Raw genomic sequence first — 20,980 nt, forward strand, 5'->3', positions numbered from 1 at the left:
GAGAGAACTTAAATGCTGTTCACATCGAGGGGGATGCCCGGACCGAAGGTGGTCGAGACGGCGCCCTTGGTGATGTAGCGGCCCTTGGAGGAGCTCGGCTTCAAACGGACGACCTCTTCGAGGGCGGCCTTGATGTTCTCATCCAGCTGCTCGGCGGTGAAGGAAACCTTGCCGACGACGAAGTGCACGTTGGAGTGCTTGTCGACGCGGAATTCGATCTTTCCACCCTTGATGTCAGAGACAGCCTTGGCGACGTCGGGCGTCACGGTGCCGGTCTTCGGGTTCGGCATCAGACCGCGCGGGCCGAGGACCTTACCGAGACGACCGACCTTACCCATAAGCTCGGGGGTCGAGACGGCGGAGTCGAACGAGGTGTAACCAGCGGCAACCTTCTCGATGAGCTCGTCGCCACCAACCTCGTCGGCGCCGGCTGCAATTGCAGCTTCGGCCGCGGGGCCCGTTGCGAACACAATGACGCGGGCGGTCTTACCGGTGCCGTGAGGAAGAATCACGGTGCCGCGAACCATCTGGTCTGCCTTGCGCGGGTCGACACCGAGCTTGAGGGCAACCTCAACGGTGGAGTTGAACTTGGCAGAACCGGTCTCTTTTGCAAGAGTAACTGCGTCGGTCGGGGTGTAGAGCTTGTCGGCTTCGATCTTCTCGGCCGCGGCCCGGTAGGCCTTTGACTTCTGTGCCATTTGAATCTCCTGTAATGAGAACTTGAGAGTGTGGTGGTGCGAGCCTGGCTGGCTCTTCCACATGCCTGTCGGCGAAATACCGCTCGGCGCAATGCTGGGGGGGTGGGGAGGGTTAGCCCTCGACCGTGACGCCCATGGAACGGGCGGTGCCGGCGATGATCTTCGACGCTGCGTCGAGGTCGTTGGCGTTCAGGTCAACCATCTTGGCCTGAGCGATCTCGCGAACCTGAGCCTGCGTGAGCTTGGCAACCTTGACGGTGTGCGGGGTTCCTGAGCCCTTGGCAACTCCAGCAGCCTTCTTGATGAGCTCTGCAGCCGGCGGGGTCTTCAGGATGAACGTGAACGAGCGGTCTTCGTACACGGTGATCTCAACGGGAACGACGTTGCCGCGCTGCGACTCGGTTGCTGCGTTGTACGCCTTGCAGAACTCCATGATGTTGACGCCGTGCTGACCGAGCGCCGGACCAATGGGCGGAGCGGGGTTGGCGGCGCCGGCCTTGATCTGAAGCTTGATCAGACCAGTAACCTTCTTCTTCGGTGCCATTGTTCTTCCTTCTTTTGATGTTCGAGTGGCCGCTAGGGCTGCTCTCCCGGTACCCGGATGGGCCCCGGTGGTTTAGTGTGAGGTCGGGGTGCGGCGCCAGGGCGCCTTGCTCGACCTGACCCGAGTCGCATCAACGCCGCTTCGCGACATTGATCCGACTCGCGTCAAAGCTTGGTGACCTGGTCGAAGCTGAGCTCGACCGGGGTCTCACGCTCGAAGAGCGAAACGAGCACGATGAGCTTGCCGCTCTCGGGCTTGATCTCGTTGATCGAACCGGGGAGGCCAGCGAACGAGCCTTCCTTGATGGTGATCGTCTCGCCGATTTCGAAGTCGATCTCGGCGGCGATGACGCGAACCGGAGCCTTGCCGCCCTGCCCGCTTCCACCCTTGGCTGCCGGAACATCCTTGATCTCGACCAGGCTCTTCAGCATGCCGAAGGCCTCTTCGAAACGCAGCGGCGTCGGGTTGTGGGCATTGCCCACGAAGCCCGTGACACCGGGGGTGTGACGAACAACAGACCAGCTGTCTTCGTTCAGATCCATGCGAACGAGCACGTATCCAGGGATGCGCACGCGGGTGACCATCTTGCGCTGGCCGTTCTTGATCTCGACAACATCTTCCATCGGAACCTCGACCTGGTAGATGTAATCTTCCATGGCCATCGACTGCTTGCGGTTCTCGATGTTCGACTTCACGCGGCGTTCGAAACCGGCGTAGGAGTGAATAACAAACCACTTGCCCGGTGCGAAGCGCAGTTCCTTACGGAACTCTTCGTACGGGTCGTCGGATGCTTCGTCTTCGACGGCCTCAACGGCTGCCTCTGCTTCGTCGGCGGAGTCGATGTCGAGCGCGTCGTTGACGACGGCGTCTGCCTCGGGGTCTGTCGCCTCGGCGAGAGCGTCGAGCGCAGCATCGAGGTCGGTCAGGCTGTCGGCGTCCTCGTCGATGATGTGAACGGCGACGTGCTCGGCTGCGACGACCGAGTTCTCTTCAGCGGCGAGGGTGTTGCCCTCCTGCGCCTCATCGTCGTCAGCGGACTGCTCGGCTGCGGTCGCCCAGTCAACGTCGTCGTGATTCGTCTCAGACACAAAATCTCAATTCTTCTCTATTGCATTGGGCACGAAAGCCTGTCGAGCCGCGTTGCCAGGATTCCCAGTTGTCACGTGTTCACGCTGTCCGGGCATCGTGACGGAGTTAGCCGCCTGGAGTTCCGAACACCCAGGTCACAGCGAGGGCAAACACCCAGTCAAACGCGGAAACAATGAGCATCATGATGACCACGAAGACCAAAACGACGCCCGTGTAGCTCACGAGTTCTTTGCGAGTCGGCGTAACCACCTTGCGGAGTTCAGCCATGACCTGCTTGATGAACAGGGACAACCGTCCGAAGGGACCGCGTTTGGATTCGCGGGCCGTCTTCGCGTTGGCGACGATTTCCTCACTGGGTTCGTCGATAACTTTCCGGGCCACCTAGTACACCTTTCCTGGGCCGATGGAGTGACCATCGACTTGCAGGGCGGACAGGACTCGAACCTGCAACCTGCGGTTTTGGAGACCGCTGCTCTACCAATTGAGCCACCACCCTTTGAGCAAAATCCTCAAGGCTTACCTCACGAACATCGTCATGCTCGGCACAAGGCCGTGCTCAAAAATGGGCGCAAAAAAGCATCGCTGATTTCAACTACTTCGATCAAGTGTAGGTCACCGAACCGGCCGTGTAAAGCTGAGCCCTTCCGATGACGCTCCGACCGACGCATCCGCGCCTGTCAGCACACCCGTAGCCCCACGAATCACGTGATTCCCGCAAAATATGCGGAACGTGTTCGACTGGGCTGCACTCACTATCGTAACCTCTCTGTTCCCGACGCGCATGCCCCCGTAAGCTCGGAGCGTGAACCACGAACTCAAGCGCATCTCAACCCGGGTCGGCTCCATTGCAGAGTCGGCAACTCTCAAAGTCGACGGAAAGGCCAAGGCGCTTCAAGCTGCCGGCCGGCCGGTGATCAGCTTTGCGGCTGGGGAACCTGACTTCCCCACTCCCCAGCACATCATCGAAGCCGCCCTCGCCGCCGTCGTCGATCCCAAGAACCACCGCTACACGCCCGCAGCAGGACTGCCTGAGCTGCGCGAAGCCGTTGCCGCGAAGACACTGCGCGACAGTGGGCTTGCGGTGTCGCCCAGCCAGGTGATCATCACCAACGGTGGCAAGCAGGCCGTGTATCAGTCGTTCGCCACCCTGCTCGACCCGGGCGACGAGGTACTCGTCCCCACTCCCTACTGGACCACGTACCCCGAGGCCATCAAACTGGCCGGTGGCGTGCAGGTTGACGTTTTCGCCGGCAGTGAGCAGAACTATCTCGTCACCGTCGAGCAGCTCGAGGCCGCCCGCACCCCGCGCACCAAGGTGTTGCTCTTCGTCTCACCGTCGAACCCGACCGGCTCGGTCTACTCCCCCGAGCAGACCAAGGAGATCGGCGAATGGGCCGACTCCCACGGCCTCTGGGTGATCTCCGACGAGATCTACCAGAATCTCACCTACGACGGAGTACGCGCCGTGTCGATCGTGGAGGCCGTGCCGGCACTGGCCGACCGCACCATCCTCGTCAATGGTGTGGCCAAGACGTATGCGATGACCGGATGGCGCCTCGGCTGGATGGTCGGCCCCGCCGACGCCATCAAGGCCGCGAGCAACCTGCAGTCGCACCTCACGTCGAACGTGTCAAACATCTCCCAGCGTGCGGCGATCGCCGCGCTGAACGGTCCGCAAGACGCCGCGATCGCGATGCGCGAGGCGTTTGACCGTCGCCGCAAGCTGATCGTCTCGGAACTCAACAAGATCCCCGGCATGCACACGCCCACCCCGCAGGGAGCGTTCTACGTCTACCCGGATGTCACGGGCTTGCTTGGGAAGACCTGGGGCGGCATCACCCCGACGACATCGCTCGAACTGGCCGATCTGATCCTCGACCAGGCCGAGGTCGCCGTTGTTCCCGGCGAGGCCTTCGGCCCCAGCGGCTTCCTGCGCCTGAGTTACGCACTCGGCGACGAGGCCCTGCTGGAGGGCGTGCAGCGCCTGCAGCGCCTCTTCGCGTAACGCAGCATCCGTCGCAGCCGTCACACCCGTCGCATCCGTCGGCCGTGAGGTCGCGCGAATGACCTTTCATGAGCGAGATGAAGGGTCATTTTCGCGACTTCACGCCACGGCAGCTCCACATCGAGCGTTGGTCCACCGAACGGTGGATGCCCGGGTCAGACAGGTAGGGGTTTCGGTCACGGGCATCCGCTGCGAGTGTTGACGTATGACAGAGACAACGCCCATCGTGCAGGTGCGCGACCTGCGCAAGAGCTATGGCACCTTTGAGGCCGTAGGCGGTATCAGCTTCGACATCCAGGCCGGCGAAACCTTCGCGCTGCTCGGCCCGAACGGCGCCGGCAAGAGCACCACAATCGAGATCCTCGAGGGCTACCGCGACCGCACGAGCGGCGAGGCGAGCGTGCTCGGCATCGACCCCCGGCACGCGACCAGGCGGTGGAAGGAACGTCTCGGCATTGTGCTGCAGTCCACGGGCGAGAGCGGAAACGTCACGGTGCTCGAACAGCTCACCCACTTCGCGGGCTTCTACCCGCGTCCGCGCAGCGTCGGTGAGGTCATGGACGCCGTTGGCCTGGCCGACAAGGCAAAGACTCGCATCGGCAAGCTCTCTGGAGGGCAACGACGACGAGTGGATGTCGCGCTTGGCATCATTGGCCGCCCCGAGCTGCTGTTTCTCGACGAGCCCACGACCGGCTTCGACCCCGAGGCTCGGCATCAGTTCTGGGATCTGATCCGCTCGCTCAAAGCCGAGGGCACGACCATCCTGCTCACCACGCATTATCTCGACGAGGCCGCCCAGCTTGGCGACCGGGCCGGGGTCATCGCGGGCGGACGCCTGATCGACATCGGCGCCATCGACGCGATCGGCGGGGCCGCGGCCCGGGTGCCATTCGTGCGCTGGCGCGATGCTTCCGGGGTCAAACGGGAGACCCGCACCGAGCAGCCGGCAGCCGTTGTCGCCGCCCTCGTGGCGGAGCTCGGCGGGGAGCCGAACGAGCTCGAGATCATCCGGCCAAGCCTCGAAGATGTCTACCTCGATCTGGTGCGCTCGGCAGAGACTGTCGCCGTCGACACGGCGCCTGACGCGCCCGCTCCGAAGCGGCATCCGACCTCGATCGAGCCCCCAGCCGTGGCCTCCTCCGAGGCTTCATCCGAGCCCTCCTCCGAGGCGAACTCTGTCTCCTCCAGCCTCACTACTCCCACAGCGACATTCATCAAGGACCTGTCAGCATGAGCACACTCGCACTCGGCGCCGCCCGAATCGGCTATGAGACCCGCATCTACTTCCGTTCGCCGGACACCCTGTTCTTCACCTTCCTTTTTCCCGTCGTCATGCTCGGCATCTTCACGACGGCGTTCGGCTCGGCCGGCAACGTCGGCACCCAGCCCGACGGCACGGGCGGCATCAGCGTCGGCGCGTACTATCTGCCCGGCATGATCGCAGCCGGCATGCTGCTCTCCGGCCTGCAGAATCTCGCGGTCGACATCGCCACCGAGAAGGGCGACGGCACCCTGAAACGGCTGGGCGGCACCCCGCTCTCGCCCCTCAGTTACTTCGTCGGCAAGATCGGCCAGGTGTTCGTCACCGGCATTCTGCAGGCCGCTCTGCTGTTGGTTGTGGCGCGTTTCGCCTTCGGCGTCTCCCTGCCAACCGAGCCGAGCGCGTGGTTCACCTTCGCCTGGGTCTTCGTCTTCGGCGTGATCACCTCGGCACTGCTCGGCATCGCCCTCTCCTCGGTGCCTCGTTCCGGCAAGAGCGCGACGGCCGTCATCATTCCCACCGTGCTCCTCTTACAGTTCATTTCTGGCGTCTACCTGCAATTTTATATGCTGCCATCCTGGATGCAGAACTTCGCCAGCCTCTTCCCCCTCAAGTGGATGGCGCAGGGCATGCGCTCGGTGTTTCTCCCCGAAAACTTTCAGACGCTGGAACCCTCGGGAGCCTGGGATCTGCCGCTCGTGGCCCTCAATCTCGGAATCTGGCTCGTCGTCGGGGTCGTGCTGAGCCTCGTGACGTTCCGGTGGATCCGCAAGGACAGCTGAGCCATCGTCCGAATGGGAAGATAGACGGATGACGACGAAACACTGGTGGAGCCTCGCCTTCGCTGGCACTCTGCTGCTCCTGGCCGCCGTGGCACTTCTCGCCGATGCGCCGAGCGCGAGTTCTGCGGCCGGCGCGCTCATCACGCTCGCCGTGATCGGAGCTGGTTACGCGGCCTTCGGGCACCGTGCGTTCGCCAGCCCCGTGGCATCCGTCGCGTTTCGCATTCTCGTCATCGTCGGCACCGGCGTCGCCGTCTATTTCTTGCCGAATATGGCCACCCTGCAGGCGCTGATCTTTCCGCTGCTCTGGGTGCTGAGTGGGTCGACGCTGCTCGCGATCGTGCAGAGCGGGCTGCTCGCCCTCACGGTGGGCATCGGCTTCTACCTCGGTCTCGGCGGCGGGCCGGAGATCCTGCTGCAGGCCGTCGCCATCGAGGGCGTCTCTCTTCTGTTCGCCATCGTGCTCGGCCTGTGGATCACCCGCATCGACCAGGACGGACAGAGGCACAAACAACTGTTGCAGGAACTCACCGCAGCGCAGGACGAATTGGCGGCGCTGCATCGGGATGCCGGCAGTTCCACCGAGCGCGAACGCTTGGCCCGGGAGATTCACGACACGATCGCACAGAGCCTGACCAGCCTGGTGATGCTCGCCCAGCGCGCCGACACCGAGCTCGCGTCGATTCCGGCGGCGGAGGTCGTCGCGGGCGACGGCCCCGAGGGCCGTGCCGCAGGCGGTGCCGAGGGCCGTGCCACGGGCGGCGTCGTGCACGGCCTCGTCGCAGCCCAATTGAGCGTCGGCCTGATCGAGGAGACCGCATGCGACGCGCTCACCGAAGCGCGTGCGCTGGTCACCGCGATGTCGCCGGTGCGTGTGGGTGACTCGACGCTGGCTGAGACCGTCGGCCGGTTATCGGCGCGATTCATGCAGGAGACCGGCATCCGGGTGGATGTCGCAGTGCAGCCCGGTGACCTCGATCGCGAACTCGAGGTGGTCATGCTGCGCTGCATTCAGGAGGGTCTCGCGAACGTGAGGAAACACTCGCGGGCGAGTGTGGCATCCGTCAGCCTGACGAGCGCGAACGGGGAGCTGGCCGTGGAGGTGCGCGACAACGGACGGGGGCTCGGGGTCTATTCGGCCGAGTCGACGACTGGATACGGGCTGGCCGGCATGCGCGATCGCGTGGATCTGGTGGGCGGCCGACTCAACGTCGCCGACGGCGCTGCGGGCGGCACAGTGCTGCGCGTGAGCGTGCCGGTAGGGAGTGCGCGATGATCCGCGTGTTGGTCGTCGACGACCACCCGATCGTGCGCGCTGGAATCGTCGGGTTACTCGGTGCCGCCGACGATATCCAGGTCGTCGGCGAGGCCGGCGACGGCCACCATGCTGTCGAGCTGGCGGCGGATCTCTCCCCCGACGTCGTGCTGATGGACCTCCGGATGCCGCAACTCGACGGGGTTGCCGCCACGGCACAGATTCTCGCGGCTGCGGGGAGCGTGGGCGGCGCCAGCTCCGGCGGCACCGGCCCGACCGTCCGGGTGCTCATCGTGACGACCTACGAGAGCGACGATCAGATTCTCGGTGCCATCGAGGCGGGAGCGAGCGGGTACCTGCTCAAGGCTGCCCCGCAGGCCGAGATCATCGAGGGCGTCCGCCAGGTGGCGCGTGGCCAGAGTGTGCTCTCGCCGTCGATCGCCGCGAAACTGGTGCAGCGTGTGCGGGCGGATGCACCCGCCGCACCACGCCTCTCTGCCCGCGAGCTCGACGTGCTCCGACTGGTCGCTACAGGCCAAAGCAACGCGGCAATCGGGCGGTCGCTGTTCATCGGCGAAGCGACGGTGAAAACACATCTGCTGCATGCGTTCGAGAAGCTTGATGTGAACGACCGCACGCGCGCGGTCACCCGTGCAATGGAGCTCGGCTTGCTGTCGGTGGGGTCGACGCGAGACCATCCGCCGACTCTGTGAGGGGTTCCGCACCGGCCCTCCACTGGCTCCGGACGGTCGCTGTGCGTCACCTCACGCAGGCACCACAGGGTTTCGTTAGAGCAGCTTGCGCTCCAGCGCCCAGGCCGTCAGTTCGTGCCGCGACGAGAGCTGAAGCTTGCGCAGCACGGCCGACACATGTGTTTCGACCGTCTTCACCGAGATGAACAGCGTGCCGGCGACCTCTTTGTAGGTGTAGCCGCGCGCGATCAGGCGCATGACTTCCTGTTCGCGGGCCGACAACCGGTCGAGTTCCTCGGTGGTTTCGGCGATCTCGCCGGCAACGGCTCCGAACGCATCGAGCACGAAGCCTGCGAGCTTGGGCGAGAACACGGCGTCGCCGTCGGAGACGCGGCGCGCGGCATCCGAAACCTCGGCCCCCGATGCGCTCTTGGTGATGTACCCGCGCGCGCCTGCACGGATGACGGTGACGACGTCATCCGCGGCATCTGAGACGCTCAGCGCCAGGAACAAGGTCTGCGGCGAGTGGGGTGCCGCCTCGCGGATCACCTCGGCGCCACCGCCGCCGCGCCCTCCGGGCAGGTGCACGTCCAGCAACACGACGCGCGGCTGCGTGGAGACCACCAGCGCGATCGCCTCCTCGACCGTTGCCGCCTCGCCGAGCACGTGCAGGTCGGGCTCAAGTTCTGTGCGCAGCCCCGAGCGGAAGATCGAGTGGTCGTCGACGATCACGACGGGCAGGGTCGGCGCGTTGGCTGCCTCGTGCTCGGGGTCACTCATTGCTGCCTCGTTTCAGGGTTCGCTGTTGTGTGAGCGGTGTGTGCGCCCCGCCCGGCGCAGGTTGTGACACTTCGCGCAGGGTAGAACATACGCCGGGCGCCACACGCTGCGCCTGCCGGCCGCAATGAACGCGGCATCCGTCTGACTCCGGTCATATTGCCCCGCCCTCTCCCGTCTCTGACGGTGGCTGTTCGCCCGCTGCGGTCTCGCCCATCGCCGCGCTGACCGGCATGACCAGCACGATCTCGGTGCCCGTTCCGCCCGGACCGCGGCGCACGGTTGCGGTGCCGCCGACCCGGCGCATCCGTCCGACGATCGATTCCTTGACGCCGAGGCGGTCGTCGGGGATGTCATCGAGGCTGAAGCCGGGGCCGCGATCGGTGACGCTGAGTTCGATGCGCGACGGGCCGGATTCCAGGTAGATCGAGACCAGGCCGCCTGCATGCCGAGCCGCGTTCAACATCGCCTCACGGGCCGCGGCGACGAGGGCATCCGGCACGTCCTCGGGGCTCGCCCCGGCCGTGACGACGTCGAATTGAACTGCGAAGTCCTGCTCGATCACCCCGGCGAGGCGCCGCAATTCGGCAGCGAGGTCGATGGTCGTCGCCTCCGACCCGGTGAACAGCCACTCGCGCAGCTCCCGCTCCTGCGCGCGGGCGAGCCGAGCCGCCTCGCTCTGCGGGCCGGCCTTCTGCTGAATGAGCGCCAGGGTTTGAAGCACCGAATCGTGCAGGTGCGCGGCAATTTCGGCGCGCTCCAACTCCCGCACCCGCGCGGCACGCTCATCCGCGAGATCATGCGAGAGACGGATGAGCCAGGGCGCGATCACGACGGCGACGCCCAGCAGCACCGACACCGCGGCGATGACCACCGTCCAGACGTTTGGACTGTCGCCGGTGACGAAGAACAAGAGAATCCCGACCGCCACGAGCACGAGGGCGCCGAGTGCCCGCACCAGCAAGGCGGAGGATCGCTGGGCCGCGCCGCTGCGAATGTCGGCGAATTGGCGCCAGGCCAGGGCAGTTCCCGCGAGCACGACAATGCCCGGGATGATGACGGCCAGCGGGATACCGGCCCCGAGTCGGCTGGCGACCAGAGCGACGCCTGCCGCGAGCAGCGCGACACCGAGCAAGATCTCGGTGACGGGCGCCGAGCGCGCGGGTGGGGCATCCGATGCGGCAGAGGAACCAACGCCGAACCGACCAACGGACGGGCCGGCGGACAGGGCAGCGGTCCTACCCGGGAACGAGCCGACGGCGGCAGCGGCAGCCGTCGACCCGGCCAGTCCGAGTCGCGGACCTGCCCCGTGGTCAGCGGCCACAGTCGTGGGCGTCGTCACCCAGAGCCAGACATAGAGCAGCACGCCCGCGCCGCCGCACAGCGAGAGGAGGAGAGTGACGGTGCGCACGGTGCGCACCGGCACGCCGGTGTGGTCGGAGAAACCCGCGCAGACTCCACCGACCAGGCGCAGCCGGGGTCGAGTCATCACGAGAGTGTTCACAGTCAAAATCAAAGCATGTCGCGACACCCCGAATGTGCGTTCGGCACGAACTCAGGGTTCGATCAGGGTGATCCCCCATGGCAGCGTCGGGCCCGGGCCGCCAGACTCGAAGCATGAACGACGCACCGCACCACCCGCCCACGCATCCGCCTGCGCCGCAGGTCACGCGATTCTTCGACTGGATCCGCTCGACCGGCATCGACCGTGGCCACGACCGCTGGTTTGCCGGAGTCTGCGGCGGCATCGCCCATCGCACCGGTCTTGACCCGCTGATCATCCGCGGCATCGCACTCGTGCTCGCTGTGCTCGGCGGTCCCGCACTCTTCGCCTACGCTCTGGGCTGGGCGCTGCTGCCGAACGCCAGCGGCCGCATTCACGTCGAGCAGGCCTTTCGTGGCGTCTTCGAACCAGCCATGATCGCCATCGGCGCGCTGATCTTGTTCACCGTGTTTCCGTTCGCCCGCGGCCTCTGGTGGCAGGGCGCCCCACTCGCCTGGGGAATGCCCGACTGGCTCGCCGTGACCTTCACCATCGGTTGGTCGATCGCCGTGACGGTTTTCATCGTCTGGGTGGTGATCTTCTTGCTGCGGCGCATTCCCGCATCGGATTCCGCCTTCCGCGGGGCTTCCGCAGGGGCGCCGGCCGCTGGATCAGCGTCAACAGGCATGCCTCCGACTGGTCCGCGTACGTCCTTCGTCACGACACCTTCCGCTCAGACGGATGCCGCCGCACCGGCCGCCCCAGCCGCAGCCGCAGCCGCGTCACACTCAGTGGTCTGGGAATCCACAGCGGCCGGCACCGCGACGGCGCCCGGCCCGGCCGTAGGTGCGGCGATACCCGCTGCCCCGACCGGAACCGTTCCACCGGTGCCGCCCCTTTCCCCCGTTCCTCCGGCAGCCCAGCGCAGCGCTTGGGACGCCCTGCTTGAGCAGAAGAATGCTGTCGGCGAAGCCGCCCGCACGCATGACCGCCACGACCACCGCCCGCACCCCGGCGCCGGTTTCACAGCCATCGCGCTCGGCCTCGCATTAGCACTTGGGTCCAGCGCAGCCGCCGTATACTCCGGAGCCTTCGCCGGCGGCATCTGGTCGAATTCCGCCCTCCTGATCGGGTTGTCATTCACCCTCGGAATTCTGGCGCTCGGCGTTATCGTGTCGGGCATCCGTGGTCGCTCAAGCGGCGCATTGGGCGGCTTCGCCTTTCTGGCCGCTGCTGCCCTGGTCGTGCTCGGCGTGCTGCCCCCGGGCACCCAGTACTCGATTTTCGGGTCGCCGACCTGGACGGTTTCGGCGAGCGCAGAGGGCGCCCCGGCCGGCTACGCCATGCTCGCCGGAAATCCAACCGTCGATCTGAGAGCCCTCGACCGTGCGGCCCTCACCGTGCCGACGGGAGAGCCGCGCGTCATCGATGTCTGGCTTGGTTTTGGTCAGACCGAACTCGTTCTGCCGAACAACAGCCCGGTGACCATCGAGGTGAATGTGCTCGCGGGCGCCGTGGACTATGAGGAACCCGGTAGCAATCGCGCCGACGTGGCACGAGGCGGCATCTTTGTGCACGACGTACGCACCTTCAACGGCACCGCGTCGACGTCGGTTCCCACTATCCGGGTCTGGACCCTCGCCGGCCAGGTCACCGTCGAAGACCCCCGCAACTAGGAGCGAGCATGTCCGACACCCCCACGACTCCCCTGCCGAACGAGCAACCGACGGTTCCGTTGACTACTCTCCGCACCGATGCTGACGCAGCTGCCGCCGAATCCCACGCTCCCCCGGCTCCAGCTCCGACGGCGGACTCTCGGCACCGCCCACTCTTTGCGACAATCTTCTGGGGCGTTCTACTTCTTGCTTTCGCCGGCTTCATGGTCGTGCGTACAGTGCTACCGGCGGCCCCAGATCCCACGTTGTGGCTGCTGAGCACGGTGATCGTGATCGGCCTGGCGCTCGTCGTCGCTGGCATCGCGGCGGCCTCCCGGCGGGCGGGTTAGGCAGCACCGCCCAGCGGTCCGCCCGGCTAACTCCTGCACGAAGCGCCGCCCGGCCGAGAGAACCCCGTGTTCAAGCGGCATCCCACACGACGTCACGCGAAGTGCAGGAGTTATGCACAGGCCGCGTGCCCGGCTGGAGCCGGGGGTCGGCTGGAGCAGGGGGCCTGCTGGATCAGGGGGCCGGCTGGAGCCGGGGGCTGGGCAGGGGCAGGGGCTGGGCTGAGAGCTAGAGCTCAACCCCGACGAGAACCGGCTCCGGCCGCAGAATCACACCGAACTCCGCCGCCACGCGGCCCTGCACATAGCGAGCGAGCTGCGCGATTTCCTCAGCCGTCGCCCCACCTGTGTTAGTCAGCGCGAGTGTGTGCTTACTCGAAATCGCAGCCCGCGAACCCGGCAGTTGAAACCCCTTTGAGATGCCTGAATTTTCGATCAGCCAGGCCGCACTCAGCTTCGTCAGCGCCACGGTCGGCTCCCCGGGAATCGGGCCAACTCCGGCATATTCCTCCAATGGAATGATGCGATCGGCGACATCGGGCACCTGCGACCAGCGGGGCGCGGCATCCGGCAGGCTACGTGCGAAGCTCTCGGTCACGATTGGGTTCGTGAAGAACGAACCGGCGCTGGCGGTGTCGGGGTCGCTCGGGTCGAGCACCATGCCCTTCGACGCACGCAATGCCAGCACCGACGCGCGAATTGCGTCAAGCGCCACCCGATCGCCCACCTGCACGTCGAGCGCACCGGCCAACTGAGCGTAGGCGATGGGCCGGCCGAGGGAGCTACCCAGAACGACTGCCTCCGCTCGCGTGTCCGACAGCTCCAGCTCGATCGCCAGCACGATTCCCTGCAGCCCCTGTTTGAGAGCGGACGTGCGATAGCCGAGGCGCAGCTCGGCCGCCTCGATGTGACGCACCTCGCCGAGCTCGTAGTCCAGGAAGTCGATCGCAACGAGGCTCGTATCGAGCTCCTGGCCGTAGGCTCCGATGTTCTGCACCGGCGCGGCCCCGGCCGAACCTGGAATGCCCGACAGTGCTTCGATACCCGCCCAACCGTTGGCCACACAGGTGGCGACCAACTCGTCCCACGGCTCGCCGGCCTGCACGCGCAACCGCACTCGATCGGTCGTCGAGGCGGTTGGCGAGGCGGTTGGCGAGGCGACAGAATCGGCATCCGTCACGCGGTCGTCGCCCACTGTCCACGCTCCGACCGCAGCCGGCAGCACCTCAATGCCGCGGGTGACGATGCGAATGACCGTGCCCTCGAAACCGTCGTCGGCGGCAACGGTGTTCGAGCCGCCGCCGAGCAGCATCCAGTCGTCGCCGTCGGCCCAGACGGCGAGCGCCGCGTCGACGAGCTCCCCCTCGGTGGCCGGGGCGATCATGGCGGTCGGCACGCCGCCGACCTGCAGGGTCGTCAGCTCGCTGAGCGCGATCGGGGTCTCGGGGCGGTGCTGCATCATCGGCTAGGCCAGGCTGACGCGCGCCTGCGCCTTGCCGAGAACGGTCTGTTCGTTGAACGTGACGGTGAGGTCGATGCGCGCGATAGCGGCATCCGTGTCGATGGCGCCGACCTTCGCGACGACCGTGACGAGCGCACCCGTCTCGGCATCGACCGGCACCGGACGCGTGAAGCGCACCTGGTAGTCGACGATCCGCGCGGGGTCGCCGGCCCAATCGACGACCGACTGCACGGCCAGGCCCATGGTGAGCATGCCGTGGGCGAGCACGCCCGGCAGGCCCACCGAGACGGCCACGTCGTCGCGGTAATGAATGGGATTGAAATCTCCGGATGCCCCGGCGTAGCGCACGAGGGAGTCACGCGTCAGGGGGAAGCTTCCGCCCGCGACCACGTCGCCGACAGAGAGAGAGTGCAGTGTGGGTGCGGCGTTCATTCGTCTCCCCTGACGACCAGAGTGGATGTCGCGGTCACGACGTGCGCGCCGTCGGCGTCGACGATGTCGGATTCGGCCGTGACCATCGAGTGGCCGCCGAGGCTCTTCACGCTGGCCACGCGCAGGGTCGCGGTCAGCAGGTCACCGGCGACGATCGGACGGCTGTAGCTGAAGCGCTGGTCGCCGTGCACGACCCGGGTGAAGTCGATTCCGGAGTCCGGTTCGGCCAGAAGCTGCGCGAGGGTGAGCTCTTGCACGACCACGGCGAACGTCGGCGGCGCGACGACATCGGCGTGACCGGCGGCGCGGGCGGCCTCAGGATCGAGGTTGATCGGGTTCGTGGCGAAAACGGCGCGGGAGAACTCGCGCACCTTTTCGCGACCGACCAGGTAGGGCGGCGCGGGCGGGAAGACCCGGCCCTGAAGTTCGGGATTTACTGGCACCCGCCCAGTGTACTTTGCGGGCGTGGGCTCGTGCCCGAACAGCCTCAGCCGCCGATAGCGGCGCACCGCCAGCCTGACAGTCGCCAAGGTGCTGCGGCTACAGTGGGAATTGCCATGGCAAACAAACTTGAGATGCACCCCGACATTCCCCTCGACCTTCCGACGAACGAGCGTATTCAGGCGGCGATCGCCCATTACGGCGAAGACGTCGTCAGCGCCAACGCCGTCACGCTGCTGCGTGCGAAGAACGCCGGAAAGGACTTTCTGCTGTACGTGGGCGGACGCCACGCTCTCGGAATCCTCGAAGGCGCTCCGGCCCTCTACTGGCCCGAACTCTGGGGCGCCCGCACCCTGCTCCACGTCTGGACCGATTCTGCGGCTCCCTACGTCGTCGTCGGTCTCACCAACCAGGCCTGGCGCGTGCGCGAAATGTGTGCCCGCGTCATCACGCTGCGCGAGCTGAGCGTTTCGCCCAAGCTGGTGCGTATGACGACGGATGAGGTTCCCCGCGTTCGCTCGGCCGCCCTGAACGCGCTGGCCGCGCAGGGCACCGCCGAGCACCTTCCGGCCATTGAGCAGCGCTTGCGCGATCCCGATAAGGACGTGCGCCGCTCGGCCCGGGCCGCGCGCGACGTGCTGCGGGAACGCCTGGCGAAGAACGATCCCGCCGGCACCGCGGCAGCATCCGAGACCGCGTCCGCCGACACCACACATGCAGAATCGGCCACGCCAAGCGAGTAACATCCCAGATCTGGGCCGACTCACCGCTGAGCCGACACCGCTTGAGTAGGTTTCATGAGGGAGACGCATGTTTCAGCGTTACGTGGCCATGGGCGACAGCTTTACCGAGGGAGTCGGCGACGAACTCCCGAACGGTGATGTGCGTGGCTGGGCTGATCTCGTTGCGCTCGGGCTCGCGACCGCCCAGTCCGAGCCCGTCGGCTACGCCAACCTGGCGATCCGTGGCAAGCTGCTGGGGCCAATCGTGGCCGAGCAGTTGCAGCCGGCACTCGCGCTGAAGCCCGATCTGCTGACCATCGTCGGCGGCGGCAACGACATAATGCGACCCAAGGTCGAGATCTCATCGGTCATCGATCTGCTGGAGCAGGTCGTCGATACCGCCTCGGCAACCGGCGCCCAGGTGGTCATGCTGAGCGGTGCGAACCCGTCACGGCACCTGCCACTCGGCTCCCTCATGCAAAAGCGCGGCGATGCCCTCGCGCAGGCGGCACGGGCTGCGTTCGTGCGACCCGGCGTGATTCTCGTCGATAATTGGGCCGACGACGAGCTCGAGCTCAAGAAGTACTGGTCGGTCGACAAGTTGCACATGAATGCGCGCGGTCACGCCCGTGTCGCCAGTAACGTGCTCCGTTCGCTGGGCGTTCCGGTGCCTGTCGAGTGGGAGGCCCGAGCGGATGCCGACGCTGCGTCAACCGAACGCGCCCAGGGCACCGCGGCCTACTATCGCGAGTTCGTCTTGCCCTGGATCGGACGACGCCTCACCGGCCGCTCGTCGGGCGACGGCCGTGCACCCAAGCGCGGCAGCCTCGAGATCGTGCACGTCGTCTCGCCGCGCTGAGGCGTCGCCTGGCGAACCCAACCCACTCTGTGCCCGCATCCGCAGAGCTTCAGAGCGTATCTTTGCGCGGCATGACGACCTCGGTGATGATGAGTATCACCCCGGCCGAAATCGGAATTGCCATGAGTGCCCCGGCCAGACCGAAGAGTGTGCCACCGGCCAGCGCCGAGATCAGCACGACCGAGCCCGGGATCTTCACCGCCTTACTCATCACCTTGGGCGTGAGCACGTACGCCTCGACCTGCATGTAGATGAGCATGAAGATGAGCACGATGAGTGCCGACGTCGGCGAGTGAAAGAGGGCGAGTACGGTCATCGCGATGGTCGTCAGAATCGTGCCGACCAGCGGGATGAGGGTGATGAAGAAGGCGAGGAGTGCGATCAAGAACGCGCCGGGAACTCCCACCAGAAGCAGCAGAATCAGGCTGTAGACGGCATTGATGAACGCCAAGATCACCATGCCGCTGAGGTACTTGCCCACATTGCCGAGAATGCGTTCGGTATACCCGGTGAACGCGGCCCGCCGTGAGGCTGCGACCAATCTGAACGCCGCGCGCTTCGTGGCATCGTAGGCACCGATGAAATAGATCGTCAGGATGGCGATGAAGAATCCCGAGGCGATCGCGTTGGCGATCGTAAACCCAAGCCCGACGACACCGGCGCCGGCTGCGGCGATGAATTTGGGATCGCTGATCTCTTTCGTCAGCCAGGTCGCAAAGGTGCCGATCACCCCGTTGCTCGCTGCGTTGGCCTGGTCAAACCACCCCTGTTCCCTCATCATCTGAATTTCTGCCGGGATGGATGTCGCCAGCGCGTTGATCTGTGAGATCACGAGTGGCAGCACCACCCAGACGATCGAGACGAGAAGCGCAACGATGAGCAGGATGACGGTGACGATCCCCCAGGTGCGGGTCATCCCGCGACGTTGAAACCACCGCACCAAAGGGTCGAGGCCCACGGTCGCGAACGCGGCGAGAAAGACCGAGAAGACGATACCGCGCAGGTTGTATATCGCCATGCCCGTGACGATCGCACCGAGTCCGCCGAGAGTGACGGCATAACCCCAGCGAAACGGCGGCTGGAATCGAGGCTGCACGGCATCTGATGAAAGCGAGTTGGTCATGGCCGTCCTTCGCTGATCGATTGCGCTGCGCCTACGCTATTGGGCAGGGGTTGGTTGCCACAATCCCGCCAACGCACATGTCGACGCTGCAGAAGGGTGCTCTTGGTGTTTCTGGCACTCGGCCAGCTGCTTCCGATCGCGGTCGCCCTCGCTCTGAGCTCGGTTACCATCATGGCCACGATTGCCATTCTGCTTTCACCGAACCGCGAGCGCGCCGCCGTTCCATTCCTGCTCGGCTCAGTGGTGGGACTCGTTCTTGTGACCGGCCTCTTCGTGCTCTTTGCACGAGCTATTCCCATGCCGCCGACCCGGCGCCCGCAACCCGGCTTGGCCGTCGCACTGATCCTGATCGGCATCGCCGTCATCGTGTTCGCTGTCATCCGCTTGCGCCGAGCGGTGAAGGCGCCCACCGGCAAAACGCCGAAGTGGTTGCGGACCGTCGGTTCGCTGGGTGCGTTGTCGTCGTTCGGGCTCGCGTTGAGCCTGAACCTTCGGCCCAAGGCGTTGCTTCTGGGCACGGCGACTGGCCTGATCCTGCGCGGTAATGGCCTGCCGGTCAGTGGCACGCTGATCGTCGTCGCGATCTATGTGACCGTATCGCTCAGCACGATCGCGGTGCCGATCATCATGACACTGGCCTCTCCGACGAAGATGGAGAAGCGACTGCACTCTGGCCGCGAGTGGGTTGCTACCCACAGCCGACCGGTGACCATCGTGATCATGATCGTGATTGGTGTCGTGATTATCGGAAGTGGAATATCACGGCTTTAAACCGACGATCGGGGCCCCTCAGTTGAGGAGCCCCGATCACGGCAGAGTGGGTCAGGCGCCGCGACGTCCTGAAATCGCTCGCAGCAGGAACATGATCACGGCGATTACCGCCAATACAATTCCGACCCAGAGCAGAAATTGCAGGGATTGAACGAAACCACCGGTGATCAGCAGCACAACGGCGACAACAACGATGATAATAAGTAGCAGATTCACGGAGTACCCCTCTTCCAGTCGAGGAAAATTCCTCGTTCGCCGAGCTTAGACCCCCAAAGCGGGGGGTGGCAAATGGCGAGTGAGTGAACTCTCACTTTTCAGCGAGCTGCAGATGAGAGCAGAAAACCGTCACGGGGCAGCCGGAGGAGTGTCTTCGTTCATCGGATCTGACGCCCAGAGGTGCATCAGCGCGTAGGCGCGATACGGCGCCCACCGCCCCGACACTGCCGTCGCCTCTTTCGCGCTGACACCGCCGAGTGCTCGGCGCAGCACCAGGTCTGTCGGAGTGAACGCATCGTGGTCGGCCAGCACACGAACCGCCAGATAATCGGCTGTCCACGGCCCAATCCCGGGCACATCGAGCAGCCTGCGACGGATGTCGTCACGGTCGCCATCCGCAGAAATCTCAAGACCCTCGGCACACGCCACCGCGAGTGCGTGCACCGTTCGCGCACGGGCGCCCGTGATACGGATGCGGCGTTGCAGGTCCTCGGCATCGACCTCGGCCAGTTGCTGTGGCGTAGGAAACAGGAGCAGCCCGCCCGGCCCGGGTGTTCCCCATTCAGCGGCAAGCCGACCACCGAACGTGCGGCAGGCTGCAAGCGAGACCTGCTGGCCCAGCACCGTCATCACCGCGGCCTCGAAGCCGTTCGGGTAGCCGATGATGCGCAATCCGGGCCGGGCGCCGATGAGCGGGCCGATGACGGCATCGCCGCCGAGCACATCCCGCACTGCGCTGAGATCGGTGTCGAAGTCGAGCCAACGGCGCGCGATCACGGTGAGCTCGTCGGCCTGAACCGGCGCACCGGCGTCGACGCGCACGCGGACGGCATCCGTGGCCAGTGTGAGCGTCACCGCGACCGGCCCAACCGAGGTGGGCAGCACGCGCTGATGGGTCTGGGCCGCCGCGTCGGCGACTTCGGCGCCCGGAATGGCATGCAGCGCAAACGAGGCCAGCATGGCGCGCACCTCGAGCGACTCAGGGGCGGCGAGATCGAGCACGAGGCGGCTCACGGTGCGGTCGTTGCCGACCAGACACCCGAACTGCCTCGCCGGTGGCTGCCGAGCAGATGCGTGTCGACGATGCCAATGGCCTCCATCAGCGCAAACATCGTGGTGGGACCGACGAAGGCGAAGCCGCGTGCGCGGAGCGCTTTCGACAGGGCGACGGATTCCACGGATTGCGTGGGTACCTCCGCAGACGTGTGCGGGTGCGGGGTTTCGGCCGGTTGGAATGACCAGACGAAGTCGACCAGACCGCCGTCGGCCCGCAAGGCGATCGTGGCCCGCGCGTTGGTGATTGTTGCATTCACCTTGAGCCGATTGCGCACGATTCTCGCATCGCCCAGCAGCCGCTCGACATCGCGTTCGGTGTAGCCAGCCACAACGTCGGGATCGAAGCCGTCGAACGCCGATCGAAATGCCGGCCGCTTCTTCAAGATCGTCGCCCACGACAGTCCGGCCTGAAAAGCCTCGAGGCTGATGCGTTCGAACAGCCCGTGCTCGTCACGCACCGGCACTCCCCACTCGGTGTCGTAGTAGTCGCGCATCAGCGGGTCGGTCGCCGCCCAGGTCGGCCGGGCGAGGCCGTCGTCGCCGCGCACCGTTCCAGCGGGGACAACGGATACCGCACTCGCCGCGGATGCCGCGGCATCCGTTTTCGGGATGGTCATCACTCGGAGAGCCCTGTCACGCGCATGGTGATATTGATTCTGCCCGAAGCGAGCCCCGTGGCGCGACTGCCGGTGCCGGGGTAGATCTTGGGCACACCGTGGAAGGCGAAGCGGCTCGGCCCGCCGAACACGAAGAGGTCACCGGAGACGAGATCGAGGTCGGTGTACGGCTGGCCACGATCGGCCGTATTGCCGAACCTGAATTTGGCGGTGTCGCCGATGCTCAGTGAGACGACCGGCGCGTCGGACTTCTCGTCTTTGTCTTGGTGCATGCCCATCTTCGCGGTGTCGCCGTAGTAGTTCACGAGGGCGGCATCCGGTCGATAGGCCGCAGCGGACGTCTGATCGTCGAAGGCCGCGGCCACCGCACGCTGACCGAGCGTGACCAACCAGTCGGGAAAGTCGAGCACGCGCACGCCGTTGACGTCGCCGGCCTCGCGGGTGTAACGGTAGGGCTGCCAATGCCAGCCCAGGCACACCGTGCGCACCGACATATCGTGACCGCCCGGGAGTCGGGCAGCCCGGATCGGCACCGGTCCGCGCGCCCAGCACATGAACTGGGCGACGATATCTTTCTGCTCATGGAGGTCGAGCCAGCCCGGAACGTGCACGGCACCGGGCGCCACTTCGCGACGCTCCGCCGGGAACAGGGCGTCGGTCATCGTGGCTCCGGTCGAACGGCGTCGGCGAAGT

The 20,980-nt window shown here is 65.7% G+C and carries 24 protein-coding genes and 1 tRNA gene; 10 read left to right on the forward strand and 15 right to left on the reverse strand.

From position 1 onward, the window contains the following. Positions 1-8: 8 nt before the first annotated feature. The 5 genes from rplA to HNR05_RS12160 all read right to left on the reverse strand — a co-directional run bounded on the left by rplA (position 9) and on the right by HNR05_RS12160 (position 2,827). The gene (gene rplA / locus HNR05_RS12140) at positions 9-698 is read right to left on the reverse strand and encodes a 50S ribosomal protein L1 (protein ID WP_179579295.1); all 690 of its coding nucleotides are present in this window, start codon (positions 696-698) and stop codon (positions 9-11) included. A 112-nt stretch (positions 699-810) separates the two neighbouring features. Next, positions 811-1,242: a 50S ribosomal protein L11 gene (gene rplK, locus HNR05_RS12145; RefSeq protein ID WP_179579297.1), complete on the reverse strand. Its 432-nt coding sequence runs from the start codon at positions 1,240-1,242 to the stop codon at positions 811-813. A gap of 164 nt (positions 1,243-1,406) precedes the next feature. Beyond that, on the reverse strand, positions 1,407-2,330 hold the full coding sequence (gene nusG, locus HNR05_RS12150; protein ID WP_179579299.1) for a transcription termination/antitermination protein NusG: 924 nt from the start codon (positions 2,328-2,330) through the stop codon (positions 1,407-1,409). Between the two features lie 106 nt (positions 2,331-2,436). Next, complete coding sequence (gene secE, locus HNR05_RS12155; protein ID WP_179579301.1) at positions 2,437-2,712, reverse strand: preprotein translocase subunit SecE; 276 nt, start codon at positions 2,710-2,712, stop codon at positions 2,437-2,439. Positions 2,713-2,754: 42 nt separating this feature from the next. Beyond that, positions 2,755-2,827: transfer RNA gene (locus HNR05_RS12160), tRNA-Trp, on the reverse strand. A 306-nt stretch (positions 2,828-3,133) separates the two neighbouring features. Between HNR05_RS12160 and HNR05_RS12165 the strand changes: the two genes are divergently transcribed. The 5 genes from HNR05_RS12165 (at position 3,134) to HNR05_RS12185 (ending at position 8,347) form a co-directional block, all read left to right on the forward strand. Then, positions 3,134-4,336 (forward strand): aminotransferase class I/II-fold pyridoxal phosphate-dependent enzyme, encoded by a 1,203-nt coding sequence (locus HNR05_RS12165; protein ID WP_179579303.1) that lies wholly within the window; start codon positions 3,134-3,136, stop codon positions 4,334-4,336. 205 nt (positions 4,337-4,541) lie between these two features. Then, a complete protein-coding gene (locus tag HNR05_RS12170; protein WP_179579305.1) occupies positions 4,542-5,570 on the forward strand; it encodes an ABC transporter ATP-binding protein in 1,029 nt (342 codons plus the stop codon). After that, entirely contained in the window at positions 5,567-6,379 is an 813-nt protein-coding gene (locus tag HNR05_RS12175) for an ABC transporter permease (protein ID WP_179579307.1), read from the forward strand. The genes HNR05_RS12170 and HNR05_RS12175 overlap by 4 nt, the downstream gene beginning before the upstream one ends. 28 nt (positions 6,380-6,407) lie before the next feature. Beyond that, the gene (locus tag HNR05_RS12180) at positions 6,408-7,655 is read left to right on the forward strand and encodes a sensor histidine kinase (protein WP_179579309.1); all 1,248 of its coding nucleotides are present in this window, start codon (positions 6,408-6,410) and stop codon (positions 7,653-7,655) included. Further along, a complete protein-coding gene (locus HNR05_RS12185) occupies positions 7,652-8,347 on the forward strand; it encodes a response regulator (RefSeq protein WP_179579311.1) in 696 nt (231 codons plus the stop codon). The genes HNR05_RS12180 and HNR05_RS12185 overlap by 4 nt, the downstream gene beginning before the upstream one ends. 75 nt (positions 8,348-8,422) lie before the next feature. On the opposite strand, the gene HNR05_RS12190 is transcribed toward HNR05_RS12185, so the two are convergent. Both HNR05_RS12190 and HNR05_RS12195 read right to left on the reverse strand, forming a co-directional pair. Beyond that, entirely contained in the window at positions 8,423-9,106 is a 684-nt protein-coding gene (locus HNR05_RS12190; protein WP_179579313.1) for a LuxR C-terminal-related transcriptional regulator, read from the reverse strand. A 151-nt stretch (positions 9,107-9,257) separates the two neighbouring features. Then, positions 9,258-10,592: an ATP-binding protein gene (locus HNR05_RS12195; RefSeq protein WP_179579315.1), complete on the reverse strand. Its 1,335-nt coding sequence runs from the start codon at positions 10,590-10,592 to the stop codon at positions 9,258-9,260. A 128-nt stretch (positions 10,593-10,720) separates the two neighbouring features. On the opposite strand from HNR05_RS12195, the gene HNR05_RS12200 reads away from it, so the two are divergent. Both HNR05_RS12200 and HNR05_RS12205 read left to right on the forward strand, forming a co-directional pair. Then, on the forward strand, positions 10,721-12,262 hold the full coding sequence (locus tag HNR05_RS12200) for a PspC domain-containing protein (protein WP_179579317.1): 1,542 nt from the start codon (positions 10,721-10,723) through the stop codon (positions 12,260-12,262). Between the two features lie 8 nt (positions 12,263-12,270). Continuing rightward, positions 12,271-12,591, forward strand: coding sequence for a hypothetical protein (locus HNR05_RS12205; RefSeq protein WP_179579319.1), 321 nt, complete (start codon positions 12,271-12,273; stop codon positions 12,589-12,591). A 226-nt stretch (positions 12,592-12,817) separates the two neighbouring features. Here HNR05_RS12205 and HNR05_RS12210 read toward each other — a convergent pair whose 3' ends face one another. From HNR05_RS12210 to HNR05_RS12220, 3 genes are read right to left on the reverse strand one after another with little or no spacing between them, the layout of a single operon-like run. Beyond that, a complete protein-coding gene (locus HNR05_RS12210; RefSeq protein WP_179580929.1) occupies positions 12,818-14,047 on the reverse strand; it encodes a UDP-N-acetylmuramate dehydrogenase in 1,230 nt (409 codons plus the stop codon). Positions 14,048-14,053: 6 nt separating this feature from the next. Then, the gene (locus HNR05_RS12215; RefSeq protein ID WP_179579321.1) at positions 14,054-14,482 is read right to left on the reverse strand and encodes a MaoC family dehydratase; all 429 of its coding nucleotides are present in this window, start codon (positions 14,480-14,482) and stop codon (positions 14,054-14,056) included. Continuing rightward, positions 14,479-14,925: an FAS1-like dehydratase domain-containing protein gene (locus HNR05_RS12220; RefSeq protein ID WP_179579322.1), complete on the reverse strand. Its 447-nt coding sequence runs from the start codon at positions 14,923-14,925 to the stop codon at positions 14,479-14,481. The genes HNR05_RS12215 and HNR05_RS12220 overlap by 4 nt, the downstream gene beginning before the upstream one ends. Positions 14,926-15,039: 114 nt before the next feature. Here HNR05_RS12220 and HNR05_RS12225 point away from each other — a divergent pair, with 114 nt between their 5' ends. Beyond that, a complete protein-coding gene (locus HNR05_RS12225; protein WP_179579324.1) occupies positions 15,040-15,666 on the forward strand; it encodes a HEAT repeat domain-containing protein in 627 nt (208 codons plus the stop codon). Positions 15,667-15,733: 67 nt separating this feature from the next. Continuing rightward, positions 15,734-16,504 carry an SGNH/GDSL hydrolase family protein gene (locus HNR05_RS12230; RefSeq protein ID WP_179579326.1) on the forward strand — a complete coding sequence of 257 codons (771 nt, stop codon included), beginning with the start codon at positions 15,734-15,736 and terminating at the stop codon, positions 16,502-16,504. 49 nt (positions 16,505-16,553) lie between these two features. Here HNR05_RS12230 and HNR05_RS12235 read toward each other — a convergent pair whose 3' ends face one another. Then, positions 16,554-17,627, reverse strand: a complete 1,074-nt coding sequence (locus HNR05_RS12235) for an AI-2E family transporter (protein WP_179579328.1) — start codon at positions 17,625-17,627, stop codon at positions 16,554-16,556. A 105-nt stretch (positions 17,628-17,732) separates the two neighbouring features. Here HNR05_RS12235 and HNR05_RS12240 point away from each other — a divergent pair, with 105 nt between their 5' ends. Then, complete coding sequence (locus HNR05_RS12240; RefSeq protein WP_343062689.1) at positions 17,733-18,398, forward strand: GAP family protein; 666 nt, start codon at positions 17,733-17,735, stop codon at positions 18,396-18,398. 51 nt (positions 18,399-18,449) lie between these two features. Here HNR05_RS12240 and HNR05_RS12245 read toward each other — a convergent pair whose 3' ends face one another. The 4 genes from HNR05_RS12245 to HNR05_RS12260 all read right to left on the reverse strand — a co-directional run bounded on the left by HNR05_RS12245 (position 18,450) and on the right by HNR05_RS12260 (position 20,949). Continuing rightward, positions 18,450-18,614: a hypothetical protein gene (locus HNR05_RS12245; RefSeq protein ID WP_179579331.1), complete on the reverse strand. Its 165-nt coding sequence runs from the start codon at positions 18,612-18,614 to the stop codon at positions 18,450-18,452. 129 nt (positions 18,615-18,743) lie between these two features. Continuing rightward, on the reverse strand, positions 18,744-19,628 hold the full coding sequence (locus HNR05_RS12250; RefSeq protein WP_343062579.1) for a DNA-3-methyladenine glycosylase family protein: 885 nt from the start codon (positions 19,626-19,628) through the stop codon (positions 18,744-18,746). Next, entirely contained in the window at positions 19,625-20,287 is a 663-nt protein-coding gene (locus HNR05_RS12255; RefSeq protein WP_179579333.1) for a DNA-3-methyladenine glycosylase I, read from the reverse strand. Before HNR05_RS12255 ends, HNR05_RS12250 begins: the two co-directional genes overlap by 4 nt. Then, complete coding sequence (locus tag HNR05_RS12260; RefSeq protein ID WP_179579335.1) at positions 20,287-20,949, reverse strand: alpha-ketoglutarate-dependent dioxygenase AlkB family protein; 663 nt, start codon at positions 20,947-20,949, stop codon at positions 20,287-20,289. Before HNR05_RS12260 ends, HNR05_RS12255 begins: the two co-directional genes overlap by 1 nt. Between the last annotated feature and the right edge of the window lie 31 nt (positions 20,950-20,980).

The organism is Leifsonia psychrotolerans, assembly GCF_013410665.1.
Taxonomy (GTDB): Bacteria; Actinomycetota; Actinomycetes; order Actinomycetales; family Microbacteriaceae; genus Cryobacterium; species Cryobacterium psychrotolerans_A.

Coding starts and splice junctions, on each gene's coding strand:
- rplA (WP_179579295.1), bottom strand. CDS start 698: ATGGCACAGAAGTCAAAGGCCTACCGGGCCGCGGCCGAGAAGATCGAA.
- rplK (WP_179579297.1), bottom strand. CDS start 1,242: ATGGCACCGAAGAAGAAGGTTACTGGTCTGATCAAGCTTCAGATCAAG.
- HNR05_RS12170 (WP_179579305.1), top strand. CDS start 4,542: ATGACAGAGACAACGCCCATCGTGCAGGTGCGCGACCTGCGCAAGAGC.
- HNR05_RS12175 (WP_179579307.1), top strand. CDS start 5,567: ATGAGCACACTCGCACTCGGCGCCGCCCGAATCGGCTATGAGACCCGC.
- HNR05_RS12180 (WP_179579309.1), top strand. CDS start 6,408: ATGACGACGAAACACTGGTGGAGCCTCGCCTTCGCTGGCACTCTGCTG.
- HNR05_RS12185 (WP_179579311.1), top strand. CDS start 7,652: ATGATCCGCGTGTTGGTCGTCGACGACCACCCGATCGTGCGCGCTGGA.
- HNR05_RS12190 (WP_179579313.1), bottom strand. CDS start 9,106: ATGAGTGACCCCGAGCACGAGGCAGCCAACGCGCCGACCCTGCCCGTC.
- HNR05_RS12195 (WP_179579315.1), bottom strand. CDS start 10,592: ATGACTCGACCCCGGCTGCGCCTGGTCGGTGGAGTCTGCGCGGGTTTC.
- HNR05_RS12200 (WP_179579317.1), top strand. CDS start 10,721: ATGAACGACGCACCGCACCACCCGCCCACGCATCCGCCTGCGCCGCAG.
- HNR05_RS12205 (WP_179579319.1), top strand. CDS start 12,271: ATGTCCGACACCCCCACGACTCCCCTGCCGAACGAGCAACCGACGGTT.
- HNR05_RS12210 (WP_179580929.1), bottom strand. CDS start 14,047: ATGCAGCACCGCCCCGAGACCCCGATCGCGCTCAGCGAGCTGACGACC.
- HNR05_RS12215 (WP_179579321.1), bottom strand. CDS start 14,482: ATGAACGCCGCACCCACACTGCACTCTCTCTCTGTCGGCGACGTGGTC.
- HNR05_RS12225 (WP_179579324.1), top strand. CDS start 15,040: ATGGCAAACAAACTTGAGATGCACCCCGACATTCCCCTCGACCTTCCG.
- HNR05_RS12230 (WP_179579326.1), top strand. CDS start 15,734: ATGTTTCAGCGTTACGTGGCCATGGGCGACAGCTTTACCGAGGGAGTC.
- HNR05_RS12235 (WP_179579328.1), bottom strand. CDS start 17,627: ATGACCAACTCGCTTTCATCAGATGCCGTGCAGCCTCGATTCCAGCCG.
- HNR05_RS12255 (WP_179579333.1), bottom strand. CDS start 20,287: ATGACCATCCCGAAAACGGATGCCGCGGCATCCGCGGCGAGTGCGGTA.
- HNR05_RS12260 (WP_179579335.1), bottom strand. CDS start 20,949: ATGACCGACGCCCTGTTCCCGGCGGAGCGTCGCGAAGTGGCGCCCGGT.